Consider the following 26,073-nt stretch of genomic DNA (forward strand, 5'->3'; position numbering starts at 1 on the left):
ATGTCACGATGTGCGGGCCAGGACGACCACGGCCACGACCAGAGCCTGCAGCAGAGTGAGCGGTATCAGGACGATCCACGACAGTTCCTCGAACCGCTCCATGCGGATGGTGGGCAGCCGACGGCTCACCCACACCAGGACCGCGAGTACCGCCACGGTCTTCACAAGCGACCACAGCCAGCCGGGGAGTACCGGGCCGAGGCCGCCACCGAGGAACAGCGGCACGGACATCGCCGCGCCGGACACGAGCAGCAGCCAGCGACCGGCGCCGAACACCAGCCGGTCCGCGCCGGACATCTCGACGGCCGCCCCTCCGGCGATGTCACGGCCAAGTGGCGCGTCGAACGGCGGGAAGAACGCCATCATGAGCACTGAGATGAGGAACACGACGAACGCGACTGGCATCCAGACGGCGAACCACAGGTTCTGCTGTGCCGTCACGATGTCGCTCACCCGGAGCGAACCGGCGCCGATCGCCGCGGTGGTGAGCACGAACATGTGCGGCAGTTCGTAGGCCAGTCCCTGCGCCAGGAACCGGTACCCGCCGATGAGCCCGTACGCGGAGTTGCCGCCCCAGCCCGCCAGCCACACCGCCGCCCAGGCGACGACTTCCATCGCGTTGAACCACACGATGCCGACGGCGCTGTCCCCGACAGCCCAATTCCCCAGGGGCGTGACGAGAGACGCGAGCAGGGCCGCCGCGACCAGCGTGACGCCCGCGCCCCGCCACAGCAGTGTGTCAGCTGCCAGGGTGCGTCGTCGTTGCTGCACGAGTAGGCCCGCTGTCTCCCGCAGCGGTGACGTGACGGCCGTGCTGAACCCGGTCGTGTCCGAGGTCCCGGCCGCGCGGGCGGCAAGGTGCGCGTCGAATGCGGCGGCCGCCAGCGCCAGCACACCCAGCACCACGGGCAGGAGGAACGCGCCGGGCCACCCGATCGCCTCAACCATGAGCGACCTCGGCGGTCACGGTATCGAGGTCGGGATCGAGACTGGCCACCAGCAGCCGGGCCAGGGCGAACTCCGTCCCCGTGAGGAGGCCAGGCAGCGCGTCGAGCGTCCATCTGGCCTCACGCGCACGGTCGTCCTCATCGGACGGCGTAACGGTGCCGGTGAGTGCTCGCTCGGCGTCGTCGAGCCACCGATACAGCCGGGCGAGCGTGTCGCCGCGTAGACCCGGCGGGGTCGAGGGCACATCAGGCGTGACGCCGACCCCCGTCAGGGACCAGCGCAGGACACGCGAGCGGCGGACGCGCCGCGCCCATGCCGAGAGCATCGGGGCTATGTTCTCCGGCCGCACCGACCAGCCGCCGGGCAGTATCTCGTCGCGAAACCGGCGGGCGGTGGCCGCGGCGTCGGCCCAGCCCGCGACCGACAGGAGGCGGGCGCACGAGTCGAGGCGCCGAGCGGCCATCAGGTAGGTGTCACCGGTCCAGAACGGATGGAGGTACGGGTCACGCCCACAGCCCACGGTCTCGACGGTCGCGTCCTGGATGGTGTCACCCTGCAGGGTGCTGTGCACGACGAGCCCGGCGGGCCAGTTCGGCAGCACCGGGCCGAGCGGCAGATGCACCCGGTCGAGGGTGAGCCCGTCCCGGTCCTCGCCCCGATCGGCCATCGCGACGTTGCCGGGCATGTCCATGCCACCCATGTCGTGACCCATGTCGTGGTGCTGGTGACCGCCGTCGCCGTTCTCGTCTTTGTTCTGGCTCTCGTTCTCGTGCTGGTGCCCGGCGTGCTGGTGCCCGTTGTCGGCGCCGGCCTCGTTGTCCTCGTGCCCGCCGTCCTCGTGGCTCTCGTGATTCTGGTGTCCCTGCTGCTCATGGCCGATGTCATGACCCTCGGGCGGTGCGTCGTCGGCCTGGTGGCGCTGGAGACCGGTGTCCCGGAGGGTGGCGACCACTTCATTCACTGCGGACGGTGCGGCCGCCGCGGAGTCGATCTGTGCCCGCGCGCGTGGCCGAGGGAGCTGCGCCCACACCGCTTCCACATACGGCCCCAGGTCGTCGTCGAGCGGGCCCGCGATGAGCAGGAGATTCGCCTCGGCGGGACTCGCCGCCTCGTGCCAGCCGCGCTCACGCAGCACCCGTTCGACGGCGAGCCGGGCAGCGGTGCCGCCCGGTGTGGCCGTCACCAACGGCCGGGGCGGCGTGTGGCGCAACAACCACCCGGTCAGGCCCATCGCAGTGCCCCCTCACGCCACGCGTAGACGACACCCGCGAAAAGGATCGCGAGGAACACGAACATCTCCACGACCGCCGACGTGCCCTTCTCCGCGACGACCAGCGTCCACGGGTACATGAACACCATCTCCATGTCGAAGACGAGATAGATCATCGAGACGGTGTACCAACGGACGTGGTACCGCGACACGGCGTGCTCGGCGGGTGAGTGTCCGGAGAGGAACGGGTAGAGGTTGGCTCTGGTGCCGCCCAAACGGGCGGCGAAAGCGATGCCGTAGAGACCGGCGACACCCACCAACGCCACAGCCAGCAAGACGAGCGCACCGGTGACGGTCATGCGCTACTCCCTCGGCCGACATGCAATACCAGGCACGGGTATTCCCCGTCAGTGGCGGAAGTATTCACGATCCGTGTGTTACTCGTGACCAGGCGCATCATGGCACCCCGGTGCGGGCGGCACTCGAACGGTTCTTCTGCGCGAATTGTCCCGGGTATGTGGGAGGAGGGACAGGGTTTCCGTCGCTATGACACAGGCGATGCTCAGCGAAGCGGGAGCGCAGTGGGAACGTGCGCCTACCATCGCCTGACCGGTGGATGCCGGTCTCGGTGGTGACGTAGATCTTGGGGGTAGCTCCCCGCTGCGAGAGCTTGTGAGGGACCGTTGACCTGGTCGGCCGGGTTCACGACGCGCCGCCGTCCTGGCTGGTGCGGACCGTCCCGTTTGGGGTCGACCCCGCCAAGAGCAGCAGCCGGATCGCACACACACCGCTGAACTCGGGGTGGATGCCTTCGACTGGGGCATCAATCATGCCGAGACATGGGCTATCCCTGCGCGGTCGACATCACCGCGCCGCTGGCCATCGTGCGCGGCACGGGGTGGCCGCCGACCGTGGGATTGTCATGCGCACCGGCGAGGCGTTCCAGACCTCCTGGCTGGTGCGGCGGATCGTGTTGGACAAGGCTGGCACCCTGACCGAGGGCAAGCCGACCGTCCGCGCCGTGTGCCCCGTCGCCGGTCATGAGGACGAGGTGTTGGCTTTGGCCGCCGCCGCGAAAAGCCATCCGGGCATCCGCTCGCCCCCGCGATCGTGGCCGCTGCGCAACACCGCGGCCTCACTGTCGGCGAGCCGGAGGAGTCCGAGTCGGTCACCGGCTCTGGCGTGCATGCCACCGTGTCGGGGCGACCCAGCCTGCTGACCGACGCCAGGGCCGACCTGTCGGCAGTGGCGTCGGCACCGACATCGCCGTCGAACCGGCCGACATCGTGCTGCTGCACGACCAGGTCGGTGCCGTGCTGGATGCCCGCGACATCAGCGACCGCGCCTATCGGCACGCCCGCGGCAACATTGCCCTGGCGTTTCTGTTCAACGGCATCGGCGTCCCGCTCGCCACGACCGGCCTGGTGTACCCGGTCTGGGCGATGGTCGCCATGGCAGCCTCGGTCACCACTATCTTCGTCAACTCCGTGGGTACGCGCCCCTCCCTGCTTCTCCAGGCCATCGTCGGTGTCGGACGGCAGCGAATCGAGGACCCGAAGAATGCAGTGCGGCAGTAACGCCGGCAGGCTGCCACCTGGTCTGAGACCGCTCGACGCCGGCCAGTTTGTGCGATGAGTAGCTTGGCATGACTACGCGGTTTGTGCTCCGTGTGTCCTACTGCCCCAGTAGTGCCGTCATCTCTTCGATCTCCTTGCTCTGCCGGTCGACGATGTCTTGGGCGTACATCGACGTCAGGGTGTCGCTGCCGTTGCGGAGTTGCGCTTGTGCGATGTCGACGGCGCCTTGGTGATGTTCGAGCATGGTTTGCAGCCACAGTGTGTCGAATGCCGGGCCCGTGCTCTGCTGGAGTTGCTGGAATGTCTCCTCGGTCATGAGGTGGGAGTGGTCGTGTTCGCCGCTCGCGCCGCCCGGTGTGACTGTTTCGCCCCACAACCTCAGTTGTGCCAGTAGTGCGTTCTTTTCGGGGTTCTGAGCGTCCTTGATGCGCTGCGCGAGGTCTTTCACCTCGGGGCTGGACGCGCGTTCCAGCGCGAGTTCGGCGACCACGACGGCCTGTTCGTGGTGCGGGATCATGTCCTGGGCGAACTCGATGTCGCTGCGATTGTGATCGCTGTCGGCTATCGCCGTGGTGGGGGCTGTGCTCGGTGGGGCAGTCGAGGTGGTGGTGTCGGTCTCGCCTGTGCCACCGCATGCCGCGGTGAGGACGAGGAGTAGAGCCAGCGAGGGCAGGACACGATGTGTGCGCGGCAAGGGAGGGTCCTTCGCGTCGGGATGTCGTCGTAAGACCGGGCCTGCGGACTCACCCAGTAGGTGGGTTCGCAGGCCCGGAAGTGATGTGTTGTGGAACGCGCTCAGCCTTCCAGCAGTGATCGCATCTCGTTGATCTCTGCTTCCTGAGCGTCGATGATCTGCTGGGCGAGTTCCTTCACCTCGGGGTTGCTGCCCTCGTCCAGCACTGTCTCGGACATGTCGACCGCGCCCTGGTGGTGCTCGATCATCAACTCCAGGAACAGCCGGTCGAACTCGGCGCCGTTGGCTTGTTCGAGTTTCTTCATGTCCTCGGCACCCCATTCCGGGCATCTCATGCCCCATGTCGCCGTGGTCCATCCCGGGCATGTCGTTGTTGACGCCCCAGGCGTCGAGCCAGCCGTTCAGCTGGTCGATCTCAGGTCCCTGTGCTTGTTTGATGCGCTGGGCGAGATCGAGGATGTCGGGGTTGTCGGTGCGGCCCTCCGCGAGGTCGGCCATCTCGATGGCGCCCTCGTGGTGAGGGATCATCCCCTGGACGAAGGTCACGTCCGCCTGGTTGTGGGTGGCCTGTTCAGCTGACGCGCTTGTGCTGGGCTGGGAGCCGGCGTTACCAGTGGTGTCTGCGCCCTCGGTGCCTCCGGTGCATCCGGCGGCGAGCGCCGCGGCGACCGCCGTGGCGAGGGCTGCATAAGTCAGGGACTTCTTCATGGTGCTTGTTTCCTCTCTGTGTAGGTAGGTCGGTTGTGTTGCCGGGACGCCGCGCGAGCTCGATGAACTCGCCCGACGTGGTGACATCACAGCCGCAGCACACAGAGGTCGTAGGCGAACCCGTCCGGGGCCGGTAGGGGGCTCGGGGGAGCACGCCCACCACCGGTCCGGTCAGCGAGGGGCCTGGGGCTGGTGACGGTGTCCCGGAATCGGCGGATGAGCCGGACGGGAATCAGCAGGACGATCGACCCGACGAGCACGGCGAAGCACAGATGGGCCAGTACCGATGAGCCTTCGTGTGAAGGTGCTGACGAACCGTCGTGCTCGGCGATGTCGTGCTCGGTGGTGACCTGCTGGACAGTGGCCGACGGGTCACCGTGTTCGATGTGCTGATTCGCGACGTGGTGCATGAGGACCAGCCCGAGCAACACCGAACAGACCAGCAGCCAGCGCGCGAGCGCGCTCCGGCGTTCCAGGCCCGTCACCGTGACTCTCCATCGACAGGATCGTTCGTCACCACTCGACCAAGCGTACAAGCACGCCGACTCGATGACCTTTGCCCGTGCTCGGTCGCATGAACCTGGTCACCGGAACTGCGAGCGCACGGTGAAGTTGTGGCCACCATCCTGGGACACATGAACGCTGCCTTCGGTGGTGACGTAGGAGATCGGAGGCGCTGTCCGCCGTGAGCGCTTGAGGAGCCTGGCACTTTCAGTCGGTGAGGAGGTTCCCGTGCAGCGCCGCGAGGAGGGGACCGGTAAGGAGCCCGACGCCGAGTGACGCGGTGGCGGCGAGGTAGGCGGTCGCGGTGTTGGTGTGTCGTGCTCCGGGCGCGTATGGCGGGGGAGGTCCAGCAGAGGTAGTAGAAGAGACTGGCGACAGTGTTCACGGCGGCGAGCACGACCAATCATGTGAGGCCGACGTCGAATGTGGCGGTGAACACTGTGAGCTTGCCGGCGAAGACACCCGTCGGTTGTGTGCCGACCAGCCCGAGTAGACACACCACGAGCGTGAGCAACAACCAGGGATGGTGTCTGTGGAGGCCTGCGTAGTCGGCGAGGGCTCGGCCTGCGGAAACGCGCACACGACAGCGAATGCTGGACCCGTTCCCGCTTCGGTGGACACGCAGACCGCTGCGGGCGCGGCGTGGCCGTGGCCGTGGCCGTTCGTGCGGCACCACATCAACATGCCGGGCAGGTATTCGTTCTTGGTCCCCATTCAAGAGGGGACGAATGTCTCTAGTTCTGGGGGCCGCGGGCGCTGAACGTTAGGTACCGCAGGTTGTCGAAGGGTGGACGCGATGATGTGGGGTTATGGGCCCGGCGCGGCGTGGTGGATGATGGTCATGCCGGTGATCTGGCTCGTGCTGATTGGCTTGATCGTCTGGGCCGTTGTCGCGTTGACCCGGGGCGGATTCCGGGGGCGTGACAGCCGAGACCGCCCGGAGACCCCCGAGGACATCCTGCAGCGGCGGTTCGCCGCTGGCGAGATCGATGCGGACGCCTATCGGCAGGCGCGGGAAACATTGGCCGAACGGCATCGGGAACCCCCGCGATGACCGTACTGCGTGACCGTTGGCTTCCACTGTCCGTGTTGGTCCTCGCCATCGCAGCCTTGGTCGCCTCGCTTGTCTGGGTTGTCGGCGGCACGGGCGTGGGTGGGTCGGTCAATGGGCCCGGCTATGGGGGAATGCCGATGATGTCTGGTCACGGCGGGATGATGTCAGGCGCACCAGGACACGGACCCGTGCGGTCCCTCGACGACGCATGCCGCGCCGCCGACCAGTTCGGGCAGCAACGCGGACTGCGCACCGGGGAGGTCATGCAGTTCAGCAACGGCTACTACGCCGAGCTCCTGGACTCACAAAGCCGCGGCGCCACCGAGGTCCTCCTCGATCCCGCCAGTGGTTTCACTCAACTGGAAATGGGCCCGGCAATGATGTGGAACACCGCCTACGGGATGACGCGCACCACGCCGCAATCCAGCCCGCCATCGGTGACACCCGACCAAGCGCTGCGGATCGCGGATCAATGGCTGACTCAAAACCGCCCCGGGCTCCACGCCGCTGAGGCCACCGCATTCCCCGGCTACTACACCCTGCACACTCTCCGCGATAACCAGATCGTCGGAATGATCTCGGTGAACGCGCACGCTTCAGCAGTCTGGTATCACACCTGGCACGGGCAGTTCGTGGCCATGCAGGAAGCTGCCACATCCGGCATGCCCCGATAGATCCCTGGCCAGCACAGAGCCTCCCTGGAGGCTTGTCGGAGCGCTCGACCTTCCGGGCCAGGAACAGCTACACAGCCTTGGTGTTACTCGCTTAGCCAGCCGCGTCGGGCCGGTCCGCCAGCCCCAGACGCAGGTGCTCGCTGTGGTAGACGGCCTCGTCCAGGAGTTGGGCGACATGGTTGTCGTAGAGGCTGTAGACGATGCTGCGACCAGAACGGGTGCCGGTAACCAGGCCCAGGTTGCGCAGCAGCCGGAGCTGGTGGGAGACCGCCGACTGTTCCATCCCCACCGCCTCGGCCAGTTTGGTGACCGGCAGGGGGCCGTGTCGAAGTTCGGTCAGGATCAGCAGCCGACTTGGGGTGGCCAGAGCCTGCAACGTGGTCGCCACACTCGCGGCGGCCTCGGCGTCCAGCCGTGCGGCCGGCCGGTCCCGGCCCTGCACCCCGTGTCCCACGGCCTAAAGCATACCTCACAGCAAACACATGAAGACATCTTCATGTCTTCTGTTATGGTCGGGCGGTCAGCCCGTACCGATGAGAGGTGACCCGTGGCTTCGTTCTCCACTGTCACACCGACGCGCTCGGCTCCCACCCGATCGGTTGTGGCGCCTGTACGGCGAACCCGGTTGCTTGCGCTGCCCGAAGTGCGATGGGCGGCTGCGGCGCTGGTGCTGTTCCTGGCCGGGCTGGCAGTCCAGCTGCTCGGTGGGCCGTCGTGGTTCTGGTGGGCGCTGTACCTGGCCTGCTATGTGACCGGCGGGTGGGAGCCGGCTCTGGCAGGGTTGAAAGCCCTCCGCGAGAAGACGCTGGATGTGGACCTGTTGATGGTCGCCGCCGCGGTCGGGGCTGCCTCGATCGGACAGGTGATGGACGGCGGTCTACTGATCGTCATCTTCGCCACCTCGGGCGCGCTGGAGGCGCTGGCCACCGCGCGGACTGAAGACGCTGTGCGGGGGCTGCTGGGCTTGGCGCCGGACACCGCGACCCGGCTTACCGGCGACGGTGGCGAGGAGAGCGTGCAGGCCGCTGACCTGGAGGTCGAGGATCTGATTCTGGTCCGGCCGGGCGAGCGGATCGCCGCCGACGGTGCCGTGGTGGCCGGGGCGAGCGAGGTCGACCAGGCCACGATCACCGGGGAGCCGCTGCCGGTGGACAAGACCACCAGCGACGAGGTGTTCGCCGGCACCTTGAACGGCACGGGGTCGCTGAGAGTGCGGGTGAACCGGCGCGCCGAGGACTCCGTGGTGGCCCGGATCGCCACCATGGTGGAGCAGGCCAGCCAGACCAAGGCCAAGACCCAGCTGTTCATCGAAAAGATCGAGCAACGCTACTCGGTGGGCATGGTCGCGGCCACCATTGCCGTGTTCGTGATCCCGCTGTTGCTGGGCGAGGCACTGCAGGAGTCGCTGCTGCGGGCGATGACGTTCATGATCGTTGCCTCGCCCTGCGCCGTGGTACTGGCCACCATGCCGCCACTCCTGGCGGCCATCGCCAACGCCGGACGCCATGGTGTGCTGGTCAAGTCCGCAGTGGTGATGGAACAACTGGGCACCACCACGCGGGTCGCCTTCGACAAGACCGGCACGCTCACCCACGGCACTCCAGAACTCACCGAGATCCGCCCGCTGCGCGGTACCCGATTCACCGAAGAGCAGCTGCTGCGGCTGGCCGCCGCCGCCGAACACCCCAGCGAGCATCCGCTCGCCGCCGCGATCGTGCGTGCTGCGCGTCACCGTGGCCTTGATCTGCCCTCCGCCGACGAGTTCTCCGCCCGGCCCGGCCGGGGGGTCGCCGCTCTGATTGAGGACCACTTCATCCAGGTCGGCTCTCCCGCCGCGCTGCTCCCCACTATCGACGGCACGGCCACCGCCGCTGTCGAGGAACTCCAGCAGCGCGGGCACACCGCCGTGGTCGTACTCTGCGAGTACCGCCCGATCGGCGTCCTCGGCATCACCGACCAGGTGCGGGCCGAATCCGCCTCCACCGTCGCTGCAGTGACCCGGTTGACCGGCGCCGACCCCGTGCTGCTCACCGGCGACAATGCCGCCGCCGCCGTCCGGCTCGCGCAGCAGGTCGGTATCACCGACGTGCGCGCCGAGCTGCTGCCCGACGACAAGGTCACCGCCGTCCGCGAACTCGAAACCGATGAGCAGCGAGTGGCCGTGGTCGGTGATGGCATCAACGACGCTCCGGCCCTGGCCGCCGCGCACGCCGGGATCGCGATGGGCGGAGCGGGCTCCGACCTCACCGTGCAGACCGCCGACGCCATCGTGGTCCGCGACGACCTCACCGCCATCCCCGCCGTCATCGCCCTGTCCCGCCGCGCCCGCCGTGTCGTGATCGCCAACCTCATCATCGCCGCCACCTTCATCATCGGCCTCGTCCTCTGGGACCTCATCGGCACCCTTCCACTCGCGCTCGGCGTGGCCGGGCATGAAGGCTCCACCGTCATCGTCGGGCTCAACGGCCTACGCCTGCTGCGCCGCGGCGCCTGGCGCCGCGCGAGCCAACCGGCGCAGTCGGCCAATGCGGCCGGTAGTCGGTCGTGAAAGGCGGTGTAGTTGCGACAGGCCGGCGCATCTCACGTCTGACCGGCGACCGCCGGTGTACTATCGACCATCGTAGTTTTGGGGCCACGGTGGAAGGGGAGATGGCACGGTGATGCAGTTGCAGCACGTCGACAACGCTGCCGGCGAGCAGGTGCGGGAGGCAGCCGACACACGGCCGTGGCGGTGGGGTAGGGGAGTCGGAGTGGCGCTGCTGAGCGCCCTCATCGTGGGTGTGCCGACCGATGTGATCGACACCGGCTGGTTCACCAGGATGACCCCGGTGCGCTGGTGGGAGTACCCTGCTCTGGCTCTGACGGTTTTGCTGACCGGGCTATGGTTCGCGATCGTTCCCCAGGTCGCGAACACCCGTGGCCAGAGGCGGGTCCTGGGTTCTTCGCTGCTCTCGGCGTTCGCCGTGGGATGCCCGGTCTGCAACAAGCTCGTCATCGGCGTGCTCGGGGTCTCCGGTGCGTTGGGAGTGTGGGCACCCATCCAGCCGGTCCTCGCGGTGATCTCGCTGTCCGCGCTTCTCGTGGCCGTGGTCGTACGGTGGCGTGGGCGCATGTGCGCCACCGAGGGTTGCCGGCCTTCTTGAACGGCCGCGCGCGGGTTCACCGGCTCCGAGATGTCTACCGCTGCTACACCTTCTGGGTGTCGGAAAACGTAGCCTGCCGTCCGTGACGCTGTCGTGGACGGCAGGCTACGTCGGCCGACAGTCTCCGTAGTGACAATGCGTTCGAACAGCCGAAAGTGTGCTGATTTCTCGACCGTTCCTGTCTGACTTGCGACTCCGCTGGTTCTGAAAAGCCCTCGGGTGGACCATTGACTCCATACCCCACCCCCGCATAGTGTTCCGTCACTCGATCGAGTGACGAAAAGCACGACCGAACCGGCGAACCAACGGGCGGCCTTTGGCTCGCACCGTCTCGCCGCGGCTTTGCTGCCGAGAGGGAGGTCAAGGGAATGTCACAAGTCGGGCGAATGAGAAAGGGGCTCGCGCTCCTGCTCACCATGGCCAGCGCCGTTCTCATGGGTTGCTCAGGCGGGGGATCCACCGATGTGTTGGCGGACGTGCGGGACAGCGGCACTTTGCGAGTCGCGCTGACCCAGGCCAATCCGCCGTTGGAACTTCCTGGACGACGGCAAGCCTGTGGGCTACGACGTCGACGTCGCGCATGAGGTGGCTCGCCGGATCGGAGTGGACAACGTCGAATTCGTGGCATCAAATTTCCAGAGCTTCATCGAAGGCGTTCGAGCGGAGCGCTTCGACATCGTGATCTCCGGTCAGACGATCACCGAGGAGCGCAAGCAGCAGGTTTCCTTCTCCAGGCCGTACCAAGTCAACGGCGTGGCGATCTTTGTTCCCAGCGGCGACCGTAGCATCGGTTCGCTGTCCGATCTGGAGGACAAGGTGGTGGCCGTGTCCGCCGGCACCACTCAGGAGCAGTTCGCCAGAGAGGAGATTCAGGGTGCGCAAGTCAAGACCTACCAAAACGCGACGCTGGGCTTGACTGATCTCGCCCGAGGCAATGCCGATGCGATGCTGGTCTCACGCTTCCAAGGCAGCTACCTGGCCAAGCAGAACGACCTGGCGGTCAAGCCGGTGGGTAAGCTGCTGGAAAGTGAAGTCAACGGGATGTCCTTCCGCAAGGGCTCTCCCGCGTTCAAGAAGGAGATCGACAAAGCGATCGCGAGCATGATCGCCGACGGCACGCTGAGTCGTATCTCGCAGCAATGGCTCGGGCTGGACATGGTGCCGGAGCTGAATGCCTTACCGCCGGAGCAGGGGTAAGGGCAGCCATGGACATGCTGGTCGATTCTTTCCCGATGTTGATCAAAGGTCTGGGTGTGACCCTGTTGCTCGGGGTGGTGTCGTTCGCGCTCGGCTCCGTGCTGGGCGCCCTCGTCGCTCTGGCCCGCATCTCGGATTTTCGAGTGTTCAGGGGTATTGCGATCATGTTCGTGTCGGTGTTCCGGGGCACCCCGCTACTGATTCAGATCATGATCATATACTTCGGTCTGCCGCAGCTCGGGGTGCAACTCGAACCGATCCCGTCGGCGATTCTCGCGCTGAGCCTGTTTGCGGGGGCGTACCTCAGCGAGAACTTCCGCGGCGGCATCCTCGGTGTCGACAAAGGACAGTGGGAGGCCGCTTCCTCGATCGGAATGCCCTACTGGCGGACCTTCCGCCGAATCGTGTTCCCGCAAGCCATCAGGATCGCGACGCCCGCAGTGGGTGGGCGGTTCATCGCTTTGATGAAGGACACGTCGCTCGCCTCGGTCGTGACCGTTGTGGAGCTCACCCGAGTGGCGGAGAGCATCGGTAACGCGAACTTCCGGTACATGGAGGCGTTCCTGATGATCGGGGCCCTCTACTGGCTGATCAACACCTTGCTGTCCGTCGGGCAGGGAATGCTGGAGAGGCGAATGGGAAAGGCATACGCATGACCACGGCCACGATCGAACTCACAGGCATCCGCAAGGCCTTCGGCGATCTGGAGGTACTGCGAGGCGTGGACCTCTCGGTGGAGCGTGGTGAGGTCGTCGTGCTCATGGGCCCGTCCGGGTCGGGCAAGACCACACTGGTGCGCTGCATGAACCTGTTGGAGGAACCTGATGCCGGCCACGTGCGGATCTGCGGTTGCGCTTTCCAGTGCGGTGTGCGGCGCGACCGTCGCGGGCGGGCAAGGTTGATGCAGCAGGTCCGGCAGCGGACGGGCATGGTGTTCCAGCAGTTCAACCTGTTCCCGCATATGACGGCCCTTGAGAACGTGATCGAGGGGCCCCGGCAGGTGCGGAGGCTGCCGGGCGCCGAGGCTGTGTCCCTCGGCGAGCGGTTGCTCGACCGGGTCGGGCTGGCTGACAAGCGCGATGTGTATCCCTCACGACTGTCGGGCGGCCAGAAGCAGCGGGTTGCCATCGCCAGAGCGCTGGCGATGGAGCCGCAGGTGGTCCTCTTCGACGAGCCGACATCGGCGCTCGACCCGGAACTGCATGCCGAGGTGCTCCAGGTCATCCGGGAGTTGGCCGCTGATGGGATGACGATGGTGATCGTCACCCACGAGACGCACTTCGCCCGTGACGTCGCCGATCGCATCGTGTTCATGGACGGTGGTGTGGTGGTCGAGGAGGCCGCACCCGAGACCTTCTTCACCACACCGGCCAAGGAACGGGTGCGCTCGTTCCTCCGGCTTGTCGATCACTCAGCACTGCCCACGGACGTTCCGGCCGCGCAGGTCGGTGAGGAGGTCATATGACGGCGGCCGCGGTGCACACCTTCGACGTGGAGCGAGCGCGGCGGGAGACCCCGGGCTGCGAGAACGTCGTCCACCTCAACAATGCCGGTGCCGCCCTGATGCCGACGCCGGTGCTCGACCGTACCGTCACGCACCTGAAGCTTGAGGCTCGTGTCGGTGGTTACGAAGCCGCAGCGCTGGTCGCCGAGGAGATCGAGGACGTCTACGGTTCGGCGGCACGCCTGCTCGGCTGCCGTACCGACGAGATCGCCGTGGTCGACAGTGCGACCCGGGCCTGGGACATGGCCTTCTACTCCGTCCCGTTCCGTCCTGGTGATCGGATCCTGACGAGCGAGGCCGAGTACGCCAGTAACTTCATCGCCTACCTCCAGCTGGCGCAGCGCTACAACCTGCGGGTCGATGTCGTGCCCAACGGCGAGTCCGGGCAGATCTCGGTGCCGAGGCTGCGCGACCTGATCGATGAGCGGGTGCGGCTCATCTCGCTGACCCATGTCCCGACCAACGGTGGGCTGGTGAACCCCGCCGCCGAGGTGGGCAAGGTCGCCAGAGACGCCGGTGTGCTGTACCTGCTGGACGCCTGTCAGTCGGCGGGACAGATGTCGCTCGATGTCGACGAAATCGGCTGCGACATGGTGTCCATGACCGGCCGGAAGTACCTGCGCGGGCCCCGCGGCACGGGCCTGCTCTACGTCCGGCGGGAAGTGCTCGACGAGCTGGCGCCGCCGATGCTCGATCTGCACGCCGCGACATGGGTTGCTCGCGACGAGTACCGGATACGTCCCGATGCCCGGCGTTTCGAGTCGTGGGAGTGCAACTACGCGGCCAAACTCGGCCTTGGCGCGGCGATCGACTACGCTCTCGGGTGGGGACTGGACCGCATCCGAGGGCGCGTATACGCGCTGGCCGACGAGCTCCGGCTGAGCCTGGCTCAGTTACCCCAAGTCACAGTTCACGACGCGGGCGTCGAACGGTGCGGGATCGTGTCCTTCACGGTCGACGGCGTCGCGCCAGCCGACGTGCAAGCCGCGCTCGGCGCACACGGGATCAACGTCAGTGTGTCCAGAACCCCCTCGACGAGACTGGACATGGAGAATCGCGGGCTCGAGGAGCTCGTGCGCGCGTCGGTGCACTACTACAACACCTGCGAGGAGCTCGCGATGCTCTGCGACGTAGTACGCGACATCGGCCCCCGGCGTTAGCCGGGCTGTGACGGACGTCGCGGTCCTTGTGCGGCCGCGGACAGGCTGGCTCGCGCTACGGGGTGAGTCGGTCGAGCCCGAAGGAATCCTCTCGCCAGTACGGCTCTCCGCGGACTACGCCGTTGTGGTTGCCGAGGCCATGGGCTAGGCAAGGCCGAGTCCGGTCGTGTCAGCCGCCGACCGGGCAGGCCAGCACCGCCAGGGCGAACAGCAGCGACGGGCCGGTCAAGAACGGGACGGCGGTGGCCAGGGCCCCGGCCGCACCACAGGACAGCGCTCTGCGGGCGCCCTCGGGTGCCTGCGCCACATGCTCCAGGCGAGCGAGCCGCACGCGGACCGTATCGCGCCCCATGGCCAGGGCCACGCTGGGCGCGTCATGCCCGGAGACAGCCAGCAGCGCGGCACGGACGGCAGCGGGGCCGCACACTCGAGTTGCCGACATGTCCGCGGCTAGTTCCACGAGCTCGCGGATGGCTGCTGGCGCCTGCCGGAATAGCGGAACGAACGGCAGCGTGCGCCGCAGGCTGTCCATAACCGCGATCAATAGGTGATGATGCCCTCTCAGGTGAGCACGCTCGTGCGCCAGCACAGCGGCAACCGCGTCGGCGGGCAGGTGCCGGGTCAGGCCTTCCGTCGCGATGATCACGCCAGGCCGGCCGAGAAGGCTGAACGCCAGCGGCCGGTCGTGCGCCAGCCAGAACGTGTTCGGCGTGGCCGCATCCGGCCACCCGGCCAATCGCAGCACCGAGAGCCGTTCGCGGCTTGCCCGCCGTAGCCGCAGCAGTTCGCGCGCCGTGACGACAGCGCAGCGCACGACGACAACCCCCAGCAGGGCGGCACTGGCGATACCCAGCAGGTCCTCGAACCGTGGTGGGGAGCCGTGCTGCAAGGCTGCCAGACATCGGTTCAACGTCCACGTGAGGGAATCGGCAGGCCCGTGGCCAGGCGTCAAAAGGAGGACAACGCCCGCCGTCCCGGCTGCCGCGACACCCATGATCGACGCAAGCCAGGCGACGAGCAGGGACCGTGGGTCTCGGCGGCGGAGATCGACGCGTCGTAAGCCCTGGGGCACGAGCCATCCGGCCGTGATGGTTCCCACCAGCAGAGCCAAAGCCAGCGTCATTGCCCGTTGGCCTTCCAGGAGAGCGCGTTGCGCAGGTGCACGGTGTCGTGCTTGGACGCTGTGTGAAAGAAGCGCCACAGCGCTCCCTCAGTGCTGCCAGAACAGGTCTCTCCGGCTTCGGCGGGCTCGTCTGCGCCCCACAGCACGTTCATCATCGGGTGTCCCGCCCGCCGAGCCTGAACATCGCGCCTCCCGCCATCTTGCTAACGAGATCCCCTGTCAAACGGCCTACTATCGATACTAGTGGTTTGGGGAGTGGCGACCGAGCTGTGCCGTCAGGACGGCAGTGTGGCAGCCAACACGGTGAGGGTGGCTGTCATCGTCGGCAGCCGCTTCAGGAGGTCGCGAACTTTAATCGGCTCTGCCGCATGCCAGAGCATCTCCACTACCGTGGCTTCGAGTTCACCGGGCCCGCGCATGGCGCCTCCTCATAGGGAGTCATCCTACGGGGCGAAAGCTGCCGAGCCGGGTACCTGGACCTGCTCCAGGGAGCGCGTCAAGGCAATGTGTGGCTGAGCCCGGCGACGCCTGCCGCGGAAAGCCGGCCGTGGGGCGGTGCGGAAAGGCGTGCTTCCCGCACCGCCCATCGCCCGGTCAGTGCGGGAGGAGCCCCACCATCTCGCGGATTTCAGCGTCCTGCGCCTCGATGATGCGCTGGGCGAGTGCCTTGGCGTCGGCGTCGCTGCCTTCCTTCAGTTCTGTCTTGGCCAGCTCGATCGCGCCCTGATGATGCTGGATCATCATCTGCAGCCACATGACGTCGAACTCGGAGCCGGTCGCCTGTTCCAGCTGCCGCATCTCCTCTCCGCTCATCATCCCCGGCATGTCGGACTTGTCGGGGGCTGCAGGCGCGCCCCACTTCTTCAGCAACCCGGTCATCTGCTGGATCTCGGGATCCTGCGAGCCTGTGATCTGCTCAGCGAGGCTTTCCACATTCGGGTTGGTGGAACGCTCCAATGCCAGGTCGGCCATCTCCACTGCCTGCTCGTGATGCGGGATCATCTGTTGGGCGAAGGCGATGTCGCTGTCGTTGTGACTGCTCTGCTGAGCCTCGCCGGCCGCTGTCGGTGGCGTGCTCCGGCTCGAGTCCACGGCGGACGTATCGCCGGTGCCGCAGGCCGTTGTGAGGGCGAGGACGGCAGCCGCGCTCGCCCCGATGAGGTATTTCTTCATCGGTGGTCTTGGTTCCTTCTGCGCTGCGTTGTCGGAGGACGATCGTCGTGAGGTCAGGGTGATGAACCGTGACCTCTAAATGCGCAGAACGCAGACGGATGTGAGCAGAGTTCTCCCCACGAGCACTGATCTCTCGCGAGTCCGCGGGACCTGGGCGCAGCAGAGTAGGGTCGCTGCCAGACTGCGCGCATCCCGGAGTACGGACCTCAGCCGCGAGGAGAGCAGGAGCAGAGGGCCAGCAGTGAACAGCACGGCGAGGCAGAAATGCAGTGCGTCGTGCGCCGGGTCGCTCGGCGTCGAGTCGGTGGGCGACTGGCTGTGCCCTTCCGCTGCGCCGCCGGAGTGGGTGGTGTCGGCCACGTGGGCCTCTCCGGCTGCGGGCAGGTGGGATGTCGAGACGACATGGTGCATGCCGAGCACTGCGAGAGCGAGCACGCACAACAGCAACCACTGCGGCACACTGCTGCGCGTACTCCTCCTCATGCCAGCCAGGATAGCGACGTCTCGATGCTGTTCTGCCGATGCGCTCGGCTACCTCATCGGTTGCCCGGCCGGCTCGGCGGTCAGTTGGCGGCTGCGGTGGAGTAGGTGCAGGGCCAGCACGCAACCCGCCCCGATGAGGGTCAGCCCGGCCCAGATCAGCTGTGGCCACCCGGCTTGGTGGGCCAGGCCGAACACGGTTCCGGTGAAGAGGTTGCCCAGCAGGATGCCCACGCCGATGACGGTGTTGTAGAAGCCGTAGTGGGTGGCGACGAGGTGGTTGCGGGACAGGCGCACGACCGTGTCCATCTCGAACGGGAACACCGCGATCGTGCCGAGCGCGAGCAGGGCCGCCGATAGCAGTACGGTTGCTCCGGCCAGTACGGGCCCGACGGTGGCGGCGCCGGGGACGAGCAGGAGCGGGACGAACGCCATGGACAGCAGCGTCATCCCGACGACGATGCTGCGGCCGGGTCCCCACCGCTTGCTGAACCACGCGGTTACCCTGAGTTGGCCGGCGATCGCGACCGCGCCGGATACGACGAACAGCGACGTGACCAGGGCGGTGCTGCCTGCCTCGGATCCCATGATCGTCCGTGCCTGCAGCGGTAGCGCCAGATAGACCTGGAACGACAGCACGTAGGAGCCGATCATCGCCAGGGAGAACAGGACGAACTGGCGGTTGGCGATGACCGTTCGCCATTCGGCGAGGACAGAGCGGCGGTCCGGGCCGCGGTCGGCCGGGTGCTGTGGCAGCGCGCGTGCCTGGAGCACTGTCAGTGCGCCGAACACCGCGGCCGCCACGAGGCAGGTGATCCTGAAGTCGAGCGCGGTGAGGGCCAGTCCGACGAGCGGGCCCAGCAGGATGCCGCCCTGGTAGAAGGTGTTGAACAGGGCGAAGGCCTCCACCCTGCGGTCTCCGGCGTCGGCGGCGAGGTAGGCGCGCACCGCGGGGTTGAACAGGGCACCCGCGAATCCGGTGGCCGCGGAGGCGATCACCAGGGCGGGCAGTGAGCTGACGATGGCTAGGAGTGCGAAACCGCCGGTGCGCAGCACGCACCCGGCGATGATCAGGGGCTTGTAGCCGAACCGGTCGGCGAGTGTCCCTCCGACGAGGAACATGCCCTGCTGGGAGAAGTTCCGCACGCCGAGCACCAGGCCGATCGCCCACGCGGCAAGGCCGAGCGGTCCGGCGAGGTAGCCGGCCAGATAGGGCATCAGCATGTAGAACCCGACGTTGATGCCGAACTGGTTGACCATCAACAGCTTGCTCGGCCGGTCGAACGTGCGGAACTGGCTCACGAGTTGGCTCATACGAGGGCCTCCTGCGCTGTCACGGGGTCGACAACGTGACTGCACCGCGTCCAGTGCCGCACCACCTGTTCTGACGGGGTGTCGATCGTGTCGGGTTCGGAGGCAGGTGCCGGGCCGAGTAACTCGTGCTCGGCGCAGTAGTCGTCGTTGTAGATGGTGTCGAAGTAGCGGTGTGGAGCGTCGGGGAACACCGCCGCGATCCGCGTGTCGGGGTCGTTGTTGCGGGCGGCCCAGCCGGCGACGAGCGCGACTGCTCCCACGCTCCAGCCGCCGCTCGCGTAGTGGGTGGAGGCCAGCCTCCGGCATGCCCACACGGCTTCTCTGGGGGCAACCCAGTGGACCTCGTCGAAGGCGGGGTAGTCGACGTTGCGGGGGTAGATGCTGGAGCCGAGCCCGCGCATCAGCCGTGGGGCGGCCGGCTGACCGAAGATCGTGGAGCCCACGGTGTCGACTCCGATGAGCCGCAGGTGCGGGCAGAACTCCCGCAGCACCCGGGCGATGCCGGCCGAGTGCCCGCCCGTACCGACCGAGCAGACCAGGATGTCGATGCGGCCGAGCTGGCCGATGAGCTCCGTGGCGAGCGAGGCGTAGGCCTCCACATTGTCCGGATTCTGGTACTGATCTGGGCACCATGACCCGGGTGTGCTCTCGAGCAGCTGCCGGACGCGCTCGCGCCGCGCCTCCTGCCAGCCGCCGGTCGGGTGCGGCTGCGTGACGAGCTCCACCCGGGCGTTGTGTGCGGCGAGCATGCGGCGCACGATCGGTTCCATGCCGGGGTCGGTGACCAGCGTGACGGGGTGCCCGTGGACGATCCCGGCGAGGGCCAGGCCGAGGCCGAGAGTGCCGCTGGTCGATTCGACGATCATCGCACCGGGTGTGAGCTCGCCTCGTTCCTTGGCTCTGCCCACCATGTGCAAGGCGGGGCGGTCTTTCATGCCGCCGGGGTTGGCGCCTTCCAGTTTGGCCCAGAAGCCGCGGCGGGAGCCGGTGAACGGTTCCCCGATCCACAGCACGGGCGTGTTGCCGATGGCATGCCCGGGCGAGTGGCAGCGCGCGGCCGGACTGAGGAGCTGGGCCGGCGACGAGGTCACCGGCGGTGTGCTGAGAAGTGTGTGGTTCATCCCTGTGTCGATCCTTCGCGAAATGCGGTGAGAAACAGCGGTCTGAGGACTGCAGCCGGTGGCCGTGCCGAGCTCGTGCTCGGCACGGCTGGCGCGCTCAGGACCGTGCGATGCAGAGATCGAGAAGCAGGGTGCGCCCGGTTCGTCGGTGCGTGCGGTGGCCTACTGACGGCGAGCCCCGCGGGATGCAGGGACCGGATTGGGTGACGATCGACACTGCGATCGCCAGGGCCCCGAGCGCTGCCAGGCCGTCGAGCGTGCCCTCGGAGCGGGGCAGCGCATGGCCGGTCTCGGTGAGGACGTGCTGCTGGTCGGGATGACCCGGGTGGCAGTCGGTGTTCGCGGAGTGTCCAAAGTGAGCTGAATGCTGCGCGACAACGGCCGCGCGCACTGTGTTATGTCCGTGGTCACTCTCGGTATGGGAACGGGGTTCGCACAGCAGTATCAGGTGCAGAGCGACGAATGGCACGAGCACCGCGAAGGCGGCGGCGACCACTAATAAGTGGTGACGATGCGCGGCCAGTCGAAATCTCACAGTAACGAAAACTAACAGCCGCGAGGTGTTGTTGGGGTAAACGGCCTAGCGGATTAGCCCGTTCGGTCCCTGGTATCGCCGTGGAGGGGTACCCCTGCAGCAGCGTTTGTGCCCTGCCTTCACTACGATCCTTCATCGTTGATTGGGGTGCTCTCGTGAACGGGAGCCCACCATGGCCGTGTGGCCTCGACCGCTCTCGGCCTGTGCGGGTGCCGGCGCGAAAGACCGCTCGAGGTGATCATTCTCTGTGTGATCCCTCGCAGGTCAGATCGCGAGTGGACGGTGGGCGGACGTCTGGGGTTGTCCTGCACGCGGAGGGCAGGCCGCTCAGTGCTTTCGCGTGGCAGAGTTGCCGCCGCGTCGCCGTCCTGCCCCGGAGCCAACACGGACAGCTTTGGCGACAGTCAGAACAACGGACAACGCTGGACCGACGCCTGGCATTCGTCTACGCGCAGTCCGTACCGTGCGGGTGGTCAGATGGGCGGCCAGCCGAGGCGTGCGTAGAAGCCGAGCATCCGACTCATGAGGGCGGTCCAGCCACCCGTCATCATCACGATCCCCATGACGACGAGGACAAGGCCGCCGGCGACTTCGATCCGGCGTGAGTGGTTCCGAAGCCAGTTGAGGCGTACCTTGCCCCGGGCCACTCCCACGGCGACCAGTAGGAACGGCACCCCCAGGCCGAGGGAGTAAGCCAGGAGCAGCAGTGTGCCTCGTGCCACGGTCGCGGTGCTGGCAGCCGTGGCCAGGATGGACGCGAGCGCCGGTCCAACGCACGGCGTCCAGCCGAACGCGAACGCGGCGCCGAGCGGCAAGGCTCCACCCGGCCCGCGGCTGAACCTGCTGAGATCGAACCGGAACTCGCGGTGCAGGAACGGAATCCTGAGCAGACCGGTCATGGCGAGCCCCATGATCACGATCAACGTGCCGCCGACCAGGTTGATCGTCCGTAGGTTCTGGGCCAGTAGCAGCCCCAGCGCGGACGATGTCGCGCCGAGTGCTGTGAACACCGCGGAGAAGCCGGCGACAAACAGCGAGGCTCCGAGCAACGCGCGACGGCGCGCGCCGGCAGTCAGGCGCCCGGCGTCCGTCTGCTCCCTCGACAGGCCTGCGACGTAGGAGATGTAACCGGGCAGTAGCGGGAGGGTGCACGGTGACGTGAACGAGATCAAGCCTGCCACCAGCGCCAGCGACGCCAGCGCGAAGAACTCCACGTACGTCGACCTCCGTTTCCTGCCTGTTGGGGCCCCGGTGGGTGGGTACGAGGATGCCCTCGTATCCTCCTACGAAAGATAGTAGACAGTACCGTGCTGAGCCTCGCGTCCGGCGGTCTCAGCGCTCATGCGAAGCAGGATCGATGCCGAAATTATTGACCGACGACGAGGCCGTCGTGTCGTTGGTGGACATCTCCGTCGACGTCGATCGTGTGCCGGTCCTGCGCGGGCTCGATCTGACCGTGCGCAGGGGTGAGTCCGTCGGATTCATCGGCGCGAACGGTTCTGGAAAGACCACACTGCTGCGGGTCCTGGCCACATTGCTGCCACCCACCAGGGGCAAGGGACGCGTACTCGGTGCCACGCTCGGTTCGCCGGCCTGCGCGGCGGTGCGCCCGCGAATCGCGTTGGTAGGACACGCCCCGGCGTTGTATCCGCAGTTGTCGTTGCGAGAGAACCTGCACTTCGTGGCCAGGCTCACTGGTCACCGCGACGGAGAGGCGGACGAGGCCTTGGAGTTGGTGGGCTTGGGCGGGGCCGCCGACCGATGGGCTGAGGTGTGCTCGCAGGGCATGCAGCGGCGAGCCGAGTTGGCCAGGGTGCTACTCACCGAGCCTGCGTTGCTACTGCTGGACGAGGCGCACGCTGGTCTGGACACGGCCTCGGCAGGGTTGGTCGAGGCCGTCGTCGGGCGGGTACGGGCCCGGGGTGGCGCTGCCGTCGTGGTCTCGCACGATCATCCGCGGCTGCTCGACGTGGCGGATCGCGTGGTAAAGATCGCAGACGGACAGGCGACTCCGGTCCAGCCCGGGCCGGTGGTCGCATGAGCGCGGATACCACGCCTGGCGCGCTGCGGCAATGTCTTGAATTGGCACGTAAAGATCTGCGGCAGGAACTACGGGCCGGAGAGGCGCTGCTGGTGACGGCACCGTTCGGGGCAGCTGGGCTGCTGCTGGTCCCGCTGGCCATCGGCAGCGATGTCCCCCTGCTCCGCCAGATTGGCCCGGGCCTGTACTGGGTGGTCATGTTGCTGTTCGGTGTGCTGGTGACCCTGCGGCAGAGCGCGGTGGACGGGCCGGCACAACTGGCGATGGTGCGGCTATTCGGTGTGCATCCGGCGGTGCGCCTGGCCGGGCGAGCGGCAGCGAACACGGTGCTGCTGTTGATATTCGAGGCCCTGCTCATACCGGTCGCGGTCATCTTGTACGACCCGGACCTTTCCGGCTGGGTCTGGCTGCTGCCGGTGTTCCCGCTTGTCGCCGTCGGGCTGGCGCTTTTGGGCACGCTGGCCAACGCACTCGCGCAGGGACTGGCGAGTCGCACCGCTCTGGGGCCGCTGCTGGTGGTGCCGGTGTCACTACCCCTGTTGCTGGGCGCGACGCAGGTCCTGGAGGCCGCGCGGTACGGCCACCAGCCATGGTCGTGGCTCCTGCTCATTCTCACTGTCGACCTGGCCGTGGCGGTCGCCCTCGGCCTGGTCTCCCGGCACTTGGAGGAGGCCGCGTGATGCTGTTCGGACGTCGCTTGTCGATTGCCACCGCGCTGGTGGTGGCAATCGGGATCGCAGGTGCGATGCTCGCTCCGCCCGACCGGCTGCAGGGCAACCTGCAACGGCTGATGTACGTGCACGTGCCCGCGGCGTGGGTGGCCTACCTCAGCTTCGCGGTGACGGCGGGCGCCGCTGCGGCGTGGTTGTGGCGGCGCCAGCCCCGCTACGACCGAATAGCCGTAGCGAGCGCCGAGGCGGGCGTGTTCTTCACCGGACTGGCGATCGTGCTCGGTTCGATCTGGGGTAAGCCCACCTGGGGTGTGTGGTGGACGTGGGACCCGCGAGTGGTGACCACGGCGGTGATGTTCTTCGTCTACCTGGGCTATCTCGCGTTGCGGCGAGCGACCCTTGATCCGGTGGCCCGCGCGCGCCGGTCGGCTGTGTTCGGCGTGGTGGCGTTCGTGCAAGTACCGATTGTGCACATGTCGGTGGTGTGGTGGCGAACGCTGCACCAACCTCCGACTGTGCTGAAACCGGGTGATCCGAGCATCGACCACACCATGCTGGCGGCGTTGTTGGTCAACGTGTTGGCTTTCACGCTGTTGTACCTGGTCATGGTCCGGGCGCGTGTGCGGCTGGAGGCATTGGAGGAAGAGCTCGAGGCCAGGCAAGTGGCCGAGGGTCGGGAGCTGGCAGGCAACGCGGTGCTGGCTCCGCGGTTGGAGAAGGGTTCGTGAGCTGATGTTTGAATGGGCCTGGGTAGCACTCGGTTACGGTGCCACCGCGCTCGCCATGGCGACGTACTTGATCAGCCTGACCTATCGGTGGGCACGGGCACGGCGTCGAATGGGAGAGCAGCGGTGAAGCGCTACCGAATGCTCGCGGTGTCCGGAGTGGGGCTGGTCGCGGTGTTGGCCGGCCTGCTGTTCTTCGGCAACCTCAATCAGAATCTGGTGTACTACCTGACCCCGCAGGAAGCCGTTGCTCAGCGGGCCGACTTCGCCGACGGACGCCGCTTCCAGCTCGGCGGGCTCGTCGAGAAGGACAGCGTGGTCAAGACCGCGAACAGACTGCGGTTCACGCTCACGTCCGGCACCGGACCCGGTTCCGACACGGTGGCCATCGAGCATCACGGCGCGCCAGCACAGCTGTTCCAATCCGGGATTGGCGTCGTGCTCGAGGGTTCCTGGCGTGGCGACGTCTTCGTCTCCGACACGATGAAGGTCAAGCACGACGAGAACTACCAGCCACCGGCCCCGGATGGTGAGAAATCGTGAGCGTCGTGACTCCCGCGGTGGGCTGGGGTGGCACGCTGTTGGGCCTGTCCGGTTCGATCGTGTTGGCGCTGTTCGGCTTCCGCGCTCAGCAGCGCCCCGAAGCGATCCGCCGAACCCAGTTGCGGTTCGCCGTCGGTTGCATGGTCGGTGGTGCCATCCTGGCGATGGGTGCGCTCGAAGTGGCCCTGCTGACGGACAACTTCGCCGTGTCCTACGTGGCCGAGAACCATTCCCGCGCAACGCCACTGCTGTTCACGATCACCAGCGCCTGGTCGGCATTGGGCGGCAGCATCATCCTCTGGACACTCGTCCTCACCGGCTACACGGCCATGGTCATGCGGCAGGTGCGCAGCACCCACGATCGGTTGGGCACAGGAGCACTCGGCGTGCTCGGCCTGGTCAACATCTTCTTCTTCGTCCTAGTGTCCACCGTGGCCAACCCGTTCAAGATTCTGCCTGACCCACCGGCGGATGGCCCCGGGCCCAATCCCATCCTGGCCGACCACATCATGGTGGCCTTCCACCCGCCCATGCTTTATCTCGGGTTCGTCGGGTTCACCGTGCCGTTCGCGTTCGCCATGTCGGCGTTGCTACTGCGCAAGGGTGGCGTGGAATGGCTGCGGCGAACCCGGCGGGCGAACTTGGTCGCCTGGAGCTTCCTGACCGGTGGGCTCGTGCTCGGGGCGTGGTGGTCCTACGAAGTACTCGGTTGGGGTGGCTACTGGGCGTGGGATCCGGTCGAGAACGCGGCACTCATCCCATGGCTCGTGGCGACCGCCTTCATCCACTCCGCTGTCGTCCAGGTCAAGCGCGGGATGCTGCAAGCGTGGAACTTCGTGCTCGTGATCGCCACATTCGCGTTGACGATCCTCGGCACATTCCTCACCCGCTCCGGCGTCGTGGCTTCGGTGCACTCGTTCACCGAGTCCGGCGTTGGCTCGGTGTTCCTGGGGTTCCTCATGTTGGTGCTGGTCGGCGGGTTCACTTTGTTCGCGCTGCGCGGTGAGCGCATTGCCTCGCCGTCACGGCCGGAGTCATTGGCCAGTCGCGAGGGTGTGTTCCTGGTCAACAACCTGTTGCTGACCGTGTTCGCGTTCGTCGTGCTCACCGGCACCCTGTACCCGATCGTCGTTGAGTTCATGACCGGGGAACAGGTCTCGGTCGGCAGGCCGTACTTCGACCGGATGTCCGTGCCGCTGGCGTTCGCCCTGCTGTTGGCGATGGGCATCGGCCCGTTCACCCCTTACCGTTATGCCTCACCTCGCGTGTTGTGGACCCGGCTGCGGGTTCCGCTGCTACTCGCCAGCGCAGCTGCGGCGGCTCTGGTGCTCGCCGGAATCCGCTCGCCGGGCGTGGTCGCCGTGGTTGCCATCGCGGTCGGCATCGTCGCGGCGAGCGTGCGCCACCTGATCGTCACCGCGCCGAAGCCCCGCTGGAAGGGCGTGCCGCGGCTGCTGCGTGGGCAGCGTGCGTACTGGGGCGGACAGTTGGCCCACATCGGCGTCGCGCTGGTCGCCGTCACCATCGCCGTGTCCGGGGCCTTGGCCAGCAAGGCCACGGTGACCCTCGACCGCGGCGAGACCGTCGAGTTCGCCGGCTACGAGCTGACGTTCGATCGTACGGAGCGGCATCAGCAACCGGATCGAGTGAGCACTGACGCGCACATCGTCTTTCGTGACGGTGATCAGGTGGTCTGGATCGGTCGGCCGCTGCTGAACACCTTCCCCAACCAACCCCAGTCGATCGGCCAGCCCGACGTCTGGACCACCCCAGGGCGCGACATCTACATCTCCCTCGCCCAGTTTGACCCGGAGCGCGTGTCGCTCAACCTCTACCACTACCCCCTGATGGCATGGCTGTGGGTCAGCGGCTTTGTGATGGCCGCAGGCGGTTTCTGGGCACTGAGTGGCCGGGCGCAGCGCACGAGCCGGCAGGACTCGCTGGAACGGGTGACCATCGATGCGTAGCCGCGTG

General features: G+C 67.0%; 29 protein-coding genes and 1 pseudogene. 14 read left to right on the forward strand and 16 right to left on the reverse strand.

What is annotated here, in order from left to right; all coding sequences use genetic code 11:
• Positions 1-3: 3 nt before the first annotated feature.
• Genes SACAZDRAFT_RS02245 through SACAZDRAFT_RS02255 form a run of 3 tightly spaced genes read right to left on the reverse strand, consistent with a single transcriptional unit; the run spans position 4 to position 2,517 of the window.
• Positions 4-948 (reverse strand): NADH-quinone oxidoreductase subunit H, encoded by a 945-nt coding sequence (locus SACAZDRAFT_RS02245; RefSeq protein WP_005438245.1) that lies wholly within the window; start codon positions 946-948, stop codon positions 4-6.
• Positions 941-2,179, reverse strand: coding sequence for a DUF4779 domain-containing protein (locus SACAZDRAFT_RS02250; RefSeq protein ID WP_005438246.1), 1,239 nt, complete (start codon positions 2,177-2,179; stop codon positions 941-943). The genes SACAZDRAFT_RS02245 and SACAZDRAFT_RS02250 overlap by 8 nt, the downstream gene beginning before the upstream one ends.
• Positions 2,170-2,517: an NADH-quinone oxidoreductase subunit A gene (locus tag SACAZDRAFT_RS02255; protein ID WP_005438247.1), complete on the reverse strand. Its 348-nt coding sequence runs from the start codon at positions 2,515-2,517 to the stop codon at positions 2,170-2,172. The genes SACAZDRAFT_RS02250 and SACAZDRAFT_RS02255 overlap by 10 nt, the downstream gene beginning before the upstream one ends.
• A gap of 927 nt (positions 2,518-3,444) precedes the next feature.
• Here SACAZDRAFT_RS02255 and SACAZDRAFT_RS23110 point away from each other — a divergent pair.
• Positions 3,445-3,735, forward strand: a complete 291-nt coding sequence (locus SACAZDRAFT_RS23110; protein ID WP_040927630.1) for a hypothetical protein — start codon at positions 3,445-3,447, stop codon at positions 3,733-3,735.
• 97 nt (positions 3,736-3,832) lie between these two features.
• On the opposite strand, the gene SACAZDRAFT_RS02270 is transcribed toward SACAZDRAFT_RS23110, so the two are convergent.
• From SACAZDRAFT_RS02270 to SACAZDRAFT_RS24060, 4 genes and pseudogenes are all read right to left on the reverse strand, one after another.
• Positions 3,833-4,429: a DUF305 domain-containing protein gene (locus tag SACAZDRAFT_RS02270; protein ID WP_040927631.1), complete on the reverse strand. Its 597-nt coding sequence runs from the start codon at positions 4,427-4,429 to the stop codon at positions 3,833-3,835.
• Between the two features lie 101 nt (positions 4,430-4,530).
• Positions 4,531-5,137 (reverse strand): annotated as a pseudogene (locus SACAZDRAFT_RS02275) (DUF305 domain-containing protein).
• Positions 5,138-5,223: 86 nt separating this feature from the next.
• Positions 5,224-5,622 carry a DUF6153 family protein gene (locus tag SACAZDRAFT_RS02280; protein ID WP_005438248.1) on the reverse strand — a complete coding sequence of 133 codons (399 nt, stop codon included), beginning with the start codon at positions 5,620-5,622 and terminating at the stop codon, positions 5,224-5,226.
• Positions 5,623-6,044: 422 nt separating this feature from the next.
• Positions 6,045-6,317: a proton-conducting transporter transmembrane domain-containing protein gene (locus SACAZDRAFT_RS24060; RefSeq protein WP_332307665.1), complete on the reverse strand. Its 273-nt coding sequence runs from the start codon at positions 6,315-6,317 to the stop codon at positions 6,045-6,047.
• 120 nt (positions 6,318-6,437) lie between these two features.
• Here SACAZDRAFT_RS24060 and SACAZDRAFT_RS02285 point away from each other — a divergent pair, with 120 nt between their 5' ends.
• Together SACAZDRAFT_RS02285 and SACAZDRAFT_RS02290 are read left to right on the forward strand one after the other, a co-directional pair.
• On the forward strand, positions 6,438-6,695 hold the full coding sequence (locus tag SACAZDRAFT_RS02285) for an SHOCT domain-containing protein (protein WP_040927883.1): 258 nt from the start codon (positions 6,438-6,440) through the stop codon (positions 6,693-6,695).
• Complete coding sequence (locus SACAZDRAFT_RS02290) at positions 6,692-7,369, forward strand: hypothetical protein (RefSeq protein ID WP_005438250.1); 678 nt, start codon at positions 6,692-6,694, stop codon at positions 7,367-7,369. The genes SACAZDRAFT_RS02285 and SACAZDRAFT_RS02290 overlap by 4 nt, the downstream gene beginning before the upstream one ends.
• Positions 7,370-7,460: 91 nt before the next feature.
• On the opposite strand, the gene SACAZDRAFT_RS02295 is transcribed toward SACAZDRAFT_RS02290, so the two are convergent.
• Positions 7,461-7,823: an ArsR/SmtB family transcription factor gene (locus SACAZDRAFT_RS02295; RefSeq protein WP_040927632.1), complete on the reverse strand. Its 363-nt coding sequence runs from the start codon at positions 7,821-7,823 to the stop codon at positions 7,461-7,463.
• Positions 7,824-7,916: 93 nt separating this feature from the next.
• On the opposite strand from SACAZDRAFT_RS02295, the gene SACAZDRAFT_RS02300 reads away from it, so the two are divergent.
• From SACAZDRAFT_RS02300 to SACAZDRAFT_RS02325, 6 genes are all read left to right on the forward strand, one after another.
• Positions 7,917-9,917, forward strand: a complete 2,001-nt coding sequence (locus SACAZDRAFT_RS02300) for a heavy metal translocating P-type ATPase (RefSeq protein ID WP_005438252.1) — start codon at positions 7,917-7,919, stop codon at positions 9,915-9,917.
• A 112-nt stretch (positions 9,918-10,029) separates the two neighbouring features.
• A complete protein-coding gene (locus tag SACAZDRAFT_RS02305) occupies positions 10,030-10,512 on the forward strand; it encodes a hypothetical protein (RefSeq protein WP_005438253.1) in 483 nt (160 codons plus the stop codon).
• Positions 10,513-11,067: 555 nt separating this feature from the next.
• Entirely contained in the window at positions 11,068-11,709 is a 642-nt protein-coding gene (locus SACAZDRAFT_RS02310) for a transporter substrate-binding domain-containing protein (RefSeq protein ID WP_232286341.1), read from the forward strand.
• Between the two features lie 8 nt (positions 11,710-11,717).
• Complete coding sequence (locus tag SACAZDRAFT_RS02315; protein ID WP_005438258.1) at positions 11,718-12,365, forward strand: amino acid ABC transporter permease; 648 nt, start codon at positions 11,718-11,720, stop codon at positions 12,363-12,365.
• On the forward strand, positions 12,362-13,174 hold the full coding sequence (locus tag SACAZDRAFT_RS02320) for an amino acid ABC transporter ATP-binding protein (RefSeq protein WP_005438261.1): 813 nt from the start codon (positions 12,362-12,364) through the stop codon (positions 13,172-13,174). The genes SACAZDRAFT_RS02315 and SACAZDRAFT_RS02320 overlap by 4 nt, the downstream gene beginning before the upstream one ends.
• The gene (locus SACAZDRAFT_RS02325) at positions 13,171-14,373 is read left to right on the forward strand and encodes an aminotransferase class V-fold PLP-dependent enzyme (protein WP_005438263.1); all 1,203 of its coding nucleotides are present in this window, start codon (positions 13,171-13,173) and stop codon (positions 14,371-14,373) included. The genes SACAZDRAFT_RS02320 and SACAZDRAFT_RS02325 overlap by 4 nt, the downstream gene beginning before the upstream one ends.
• A gap of 169 nt (positions 14,374-14,542) precedes the next feature.
• Here SACAZDRAFT_RS02325 and SACAZDRAFT_RS02330 read toward each other — a convergent pair whose 3' ends face one another.
• From SACAZDRAFT_RS02330 to SACAZDRAFT_RS02355, 8 genes are all read right to left on the reverse strand, one after another.
• A complete protein-coding gene (locus SACAZDRAFT_RS02330) occupies positions 14,543-15,496 on the reverse strand; it encodes a M56 family metallopeptidase (RefSeq protein WP_005438264.1) in 954 nt (317 codons plus the stop codon).
• The gene (locus SACAZDRAFT_RS23585; protein WP_005438269.1) at positions 15,493-15,651 is read right to left on the reverse strand and encodes a hypothetical protein; all 159 of its coding nucleotides are present in this window, start codon (positions 15,649-15,651) and stop codon (positions 15,493-15,495) included. The genes SACAZDRAFT_RS02330 and SACAZDRAFT_RS23585 overlap by 4 nt, the downstream gene beginning before the upstream one ends.
• 120 nt (positions 15,652-15,771) lie before the next feature.
• A complete protein-coding gene (locus SACAZDRAFT_RS22855) occupies positions 15,772-15,915 on the reverse strand; it encodes a hypothetical protein (protein ID WP_157606914.1) in 144 nt (47 codons plus the stop codon).
• Positions 15,916-16,090: 175 nt separating this feature from the next.
• Positions 16,091-16,669, reverse strand: coding sequence for a DUF305 domain-containing protein (locus SACAZDRAFT_RS02335; RefSeq protein ID WP_005438271.1), 579 nt, complete (start codon positions 16,667-16,669; stop codon positions 16,091-16,093).
• 531 nt (positions 16,670-17,200) lie between these two features.
• Positions 17,201-18,463, reverse strand: a complete 1,263-nt coding sequence (locus SACAZDRAFT_RS02345) for an MDR family MFS transporter (protein ID WP_005438272.1) — start codon at positions 18,461-18,463, stop codon at positions 17,201-17,203.
• Positions 18,460-19,584, reverse strand: coding sequence for a PLP-dependent cysteine synthase family protein (locus SACAZDRAFT_RS02350; RefSeq protein WP_005438274.1), 1,125 nt, complete (start codon positions 19,582-19,584; stop codon positions 18,460-18,462). Before SACAZDRAFT_RS02350 ends, SACAZDRAFT_RS02345 begins: the two co-directional genes overlap by 4 nt.
• A gap of 97 nt (positions 19,585-19,681) precedes the next feature.
• The gene (lpqS, locus tag SACAZDRAFT_RS24225) at positions 19,682-20,119 is read right to left on the reverse strand and encodes a putative copper homeostasis (lipo)protein LpqS (protein WP_456300013.1); all 438 of its coding nucleotides are present in this window, start codon (positions 20,117-20,119) and stop codon (positions 19,682-19,684) included.
• 473 nt (positions 20,120-20,592) lie between these two features.
• A complete protein-coding gene (locus SACAZDRAFT_RS02355; RefSeq protein WP_005438276.1) occupies positions 20,593-21,333 on the reverse strand; it encodes a cytochrome c biogenesis CcdA family protein in 741 nt (246 codons plus the stop codon).
• A gap of 143 nt (positions 21,334-21,476) precedes the next feature.
• Between SACAZDRAFT_RS02355 and SACAZDRAFT_RS02360 the strand changes: the two genes are divergently transcribed.
• The 5 genes from SACAZDRAFT_RS02360 to SACAZDRAFT_RS02380 all read left to right on the forward strand — a co-directional run bounded on the left by SACAZDRAFT_RS02360 (position 21,477) and on the right by SACAZDRAFT_RS02380 (position 26,066).
• Positions 21,477-22,160, forward strand: a complete 684-nt coding sequence (locus tag SACAZDRAFT_RS02360; RefSeq protein ID WP_005438278.1) for an ABC transporter ATP-binding protein — start codon at positions 21,477-21,479, stop codon at positions 22,158-22,160.
• Complete coding sequence (locus SACAZDRAFT_RS02365) at positions 22,157-22,840, forward strand: heme exporter protein CcmB (protein ID WP_005438280.1); 684 nt, start codon at positions 22,157-22,159, stop codon at positions 22,838-22,840. Before SACAZDRAFT_RS02360 ends, SACAZDRAFT_RS02365 begins: the two co-directional genes overlap by 4 nt.
• On the forward strand, positions 22,840-23,559 hold the full coding sequence (ccsA, locus tag SACAZDRAFT_RS02370; RefSeq protein WP_005438281.1) for a cytochrome c biogenesis protein CcsA: 720 nt from the start codon (positions 22,840-22,842) through the stop codon (positions 23,557-23,559). The genes SACAZDRAFT_RS02365 and ccsA overlap by 1 nt, the downstream gene beginning before the upstream one ends.
• Positions 23,560-23,715: 156 nt before the next feature.
• Entirely contained in the window at positions 23,716-24,099 is a 384-nt protein-coding gene (locus SACAZDRAFT_RS02375) for a cytochrome c maturation protein CcmE (RefSeq protein WP_232286342.1), read from the forward strand.
• Positions 24,096-26,066: a heme lyase CcmF/NrfE family subunit gene (locus SACAZDRAFT_RS02380; RefSeq protein ID WP_005438285.1), complete on the forward strand. Its 1,971-nt coding sequence runs from the start codon at positions 24,096-24,098 to the stop codon at positions 26,064-26,066. Before SACAZDRAFT_RS02375 ends, SACAZDRAFT_RS02380 begins: the two co-directional genes overlap by 4 nt.
• The last annotated feature ends 7 nt before the right edge of the window (positions 26,067-26,073 follow it).

The organism is Saccharomonospora azurea NA-128 (assembly GCF_000231055.2).
Classification (GTDB): Bacteria; Actinomycetota; Actinomycetes; order Mycobacteriales; family Pseudonocardiaceae; genus Saccharomonospora; species Saccharomonospora azurea.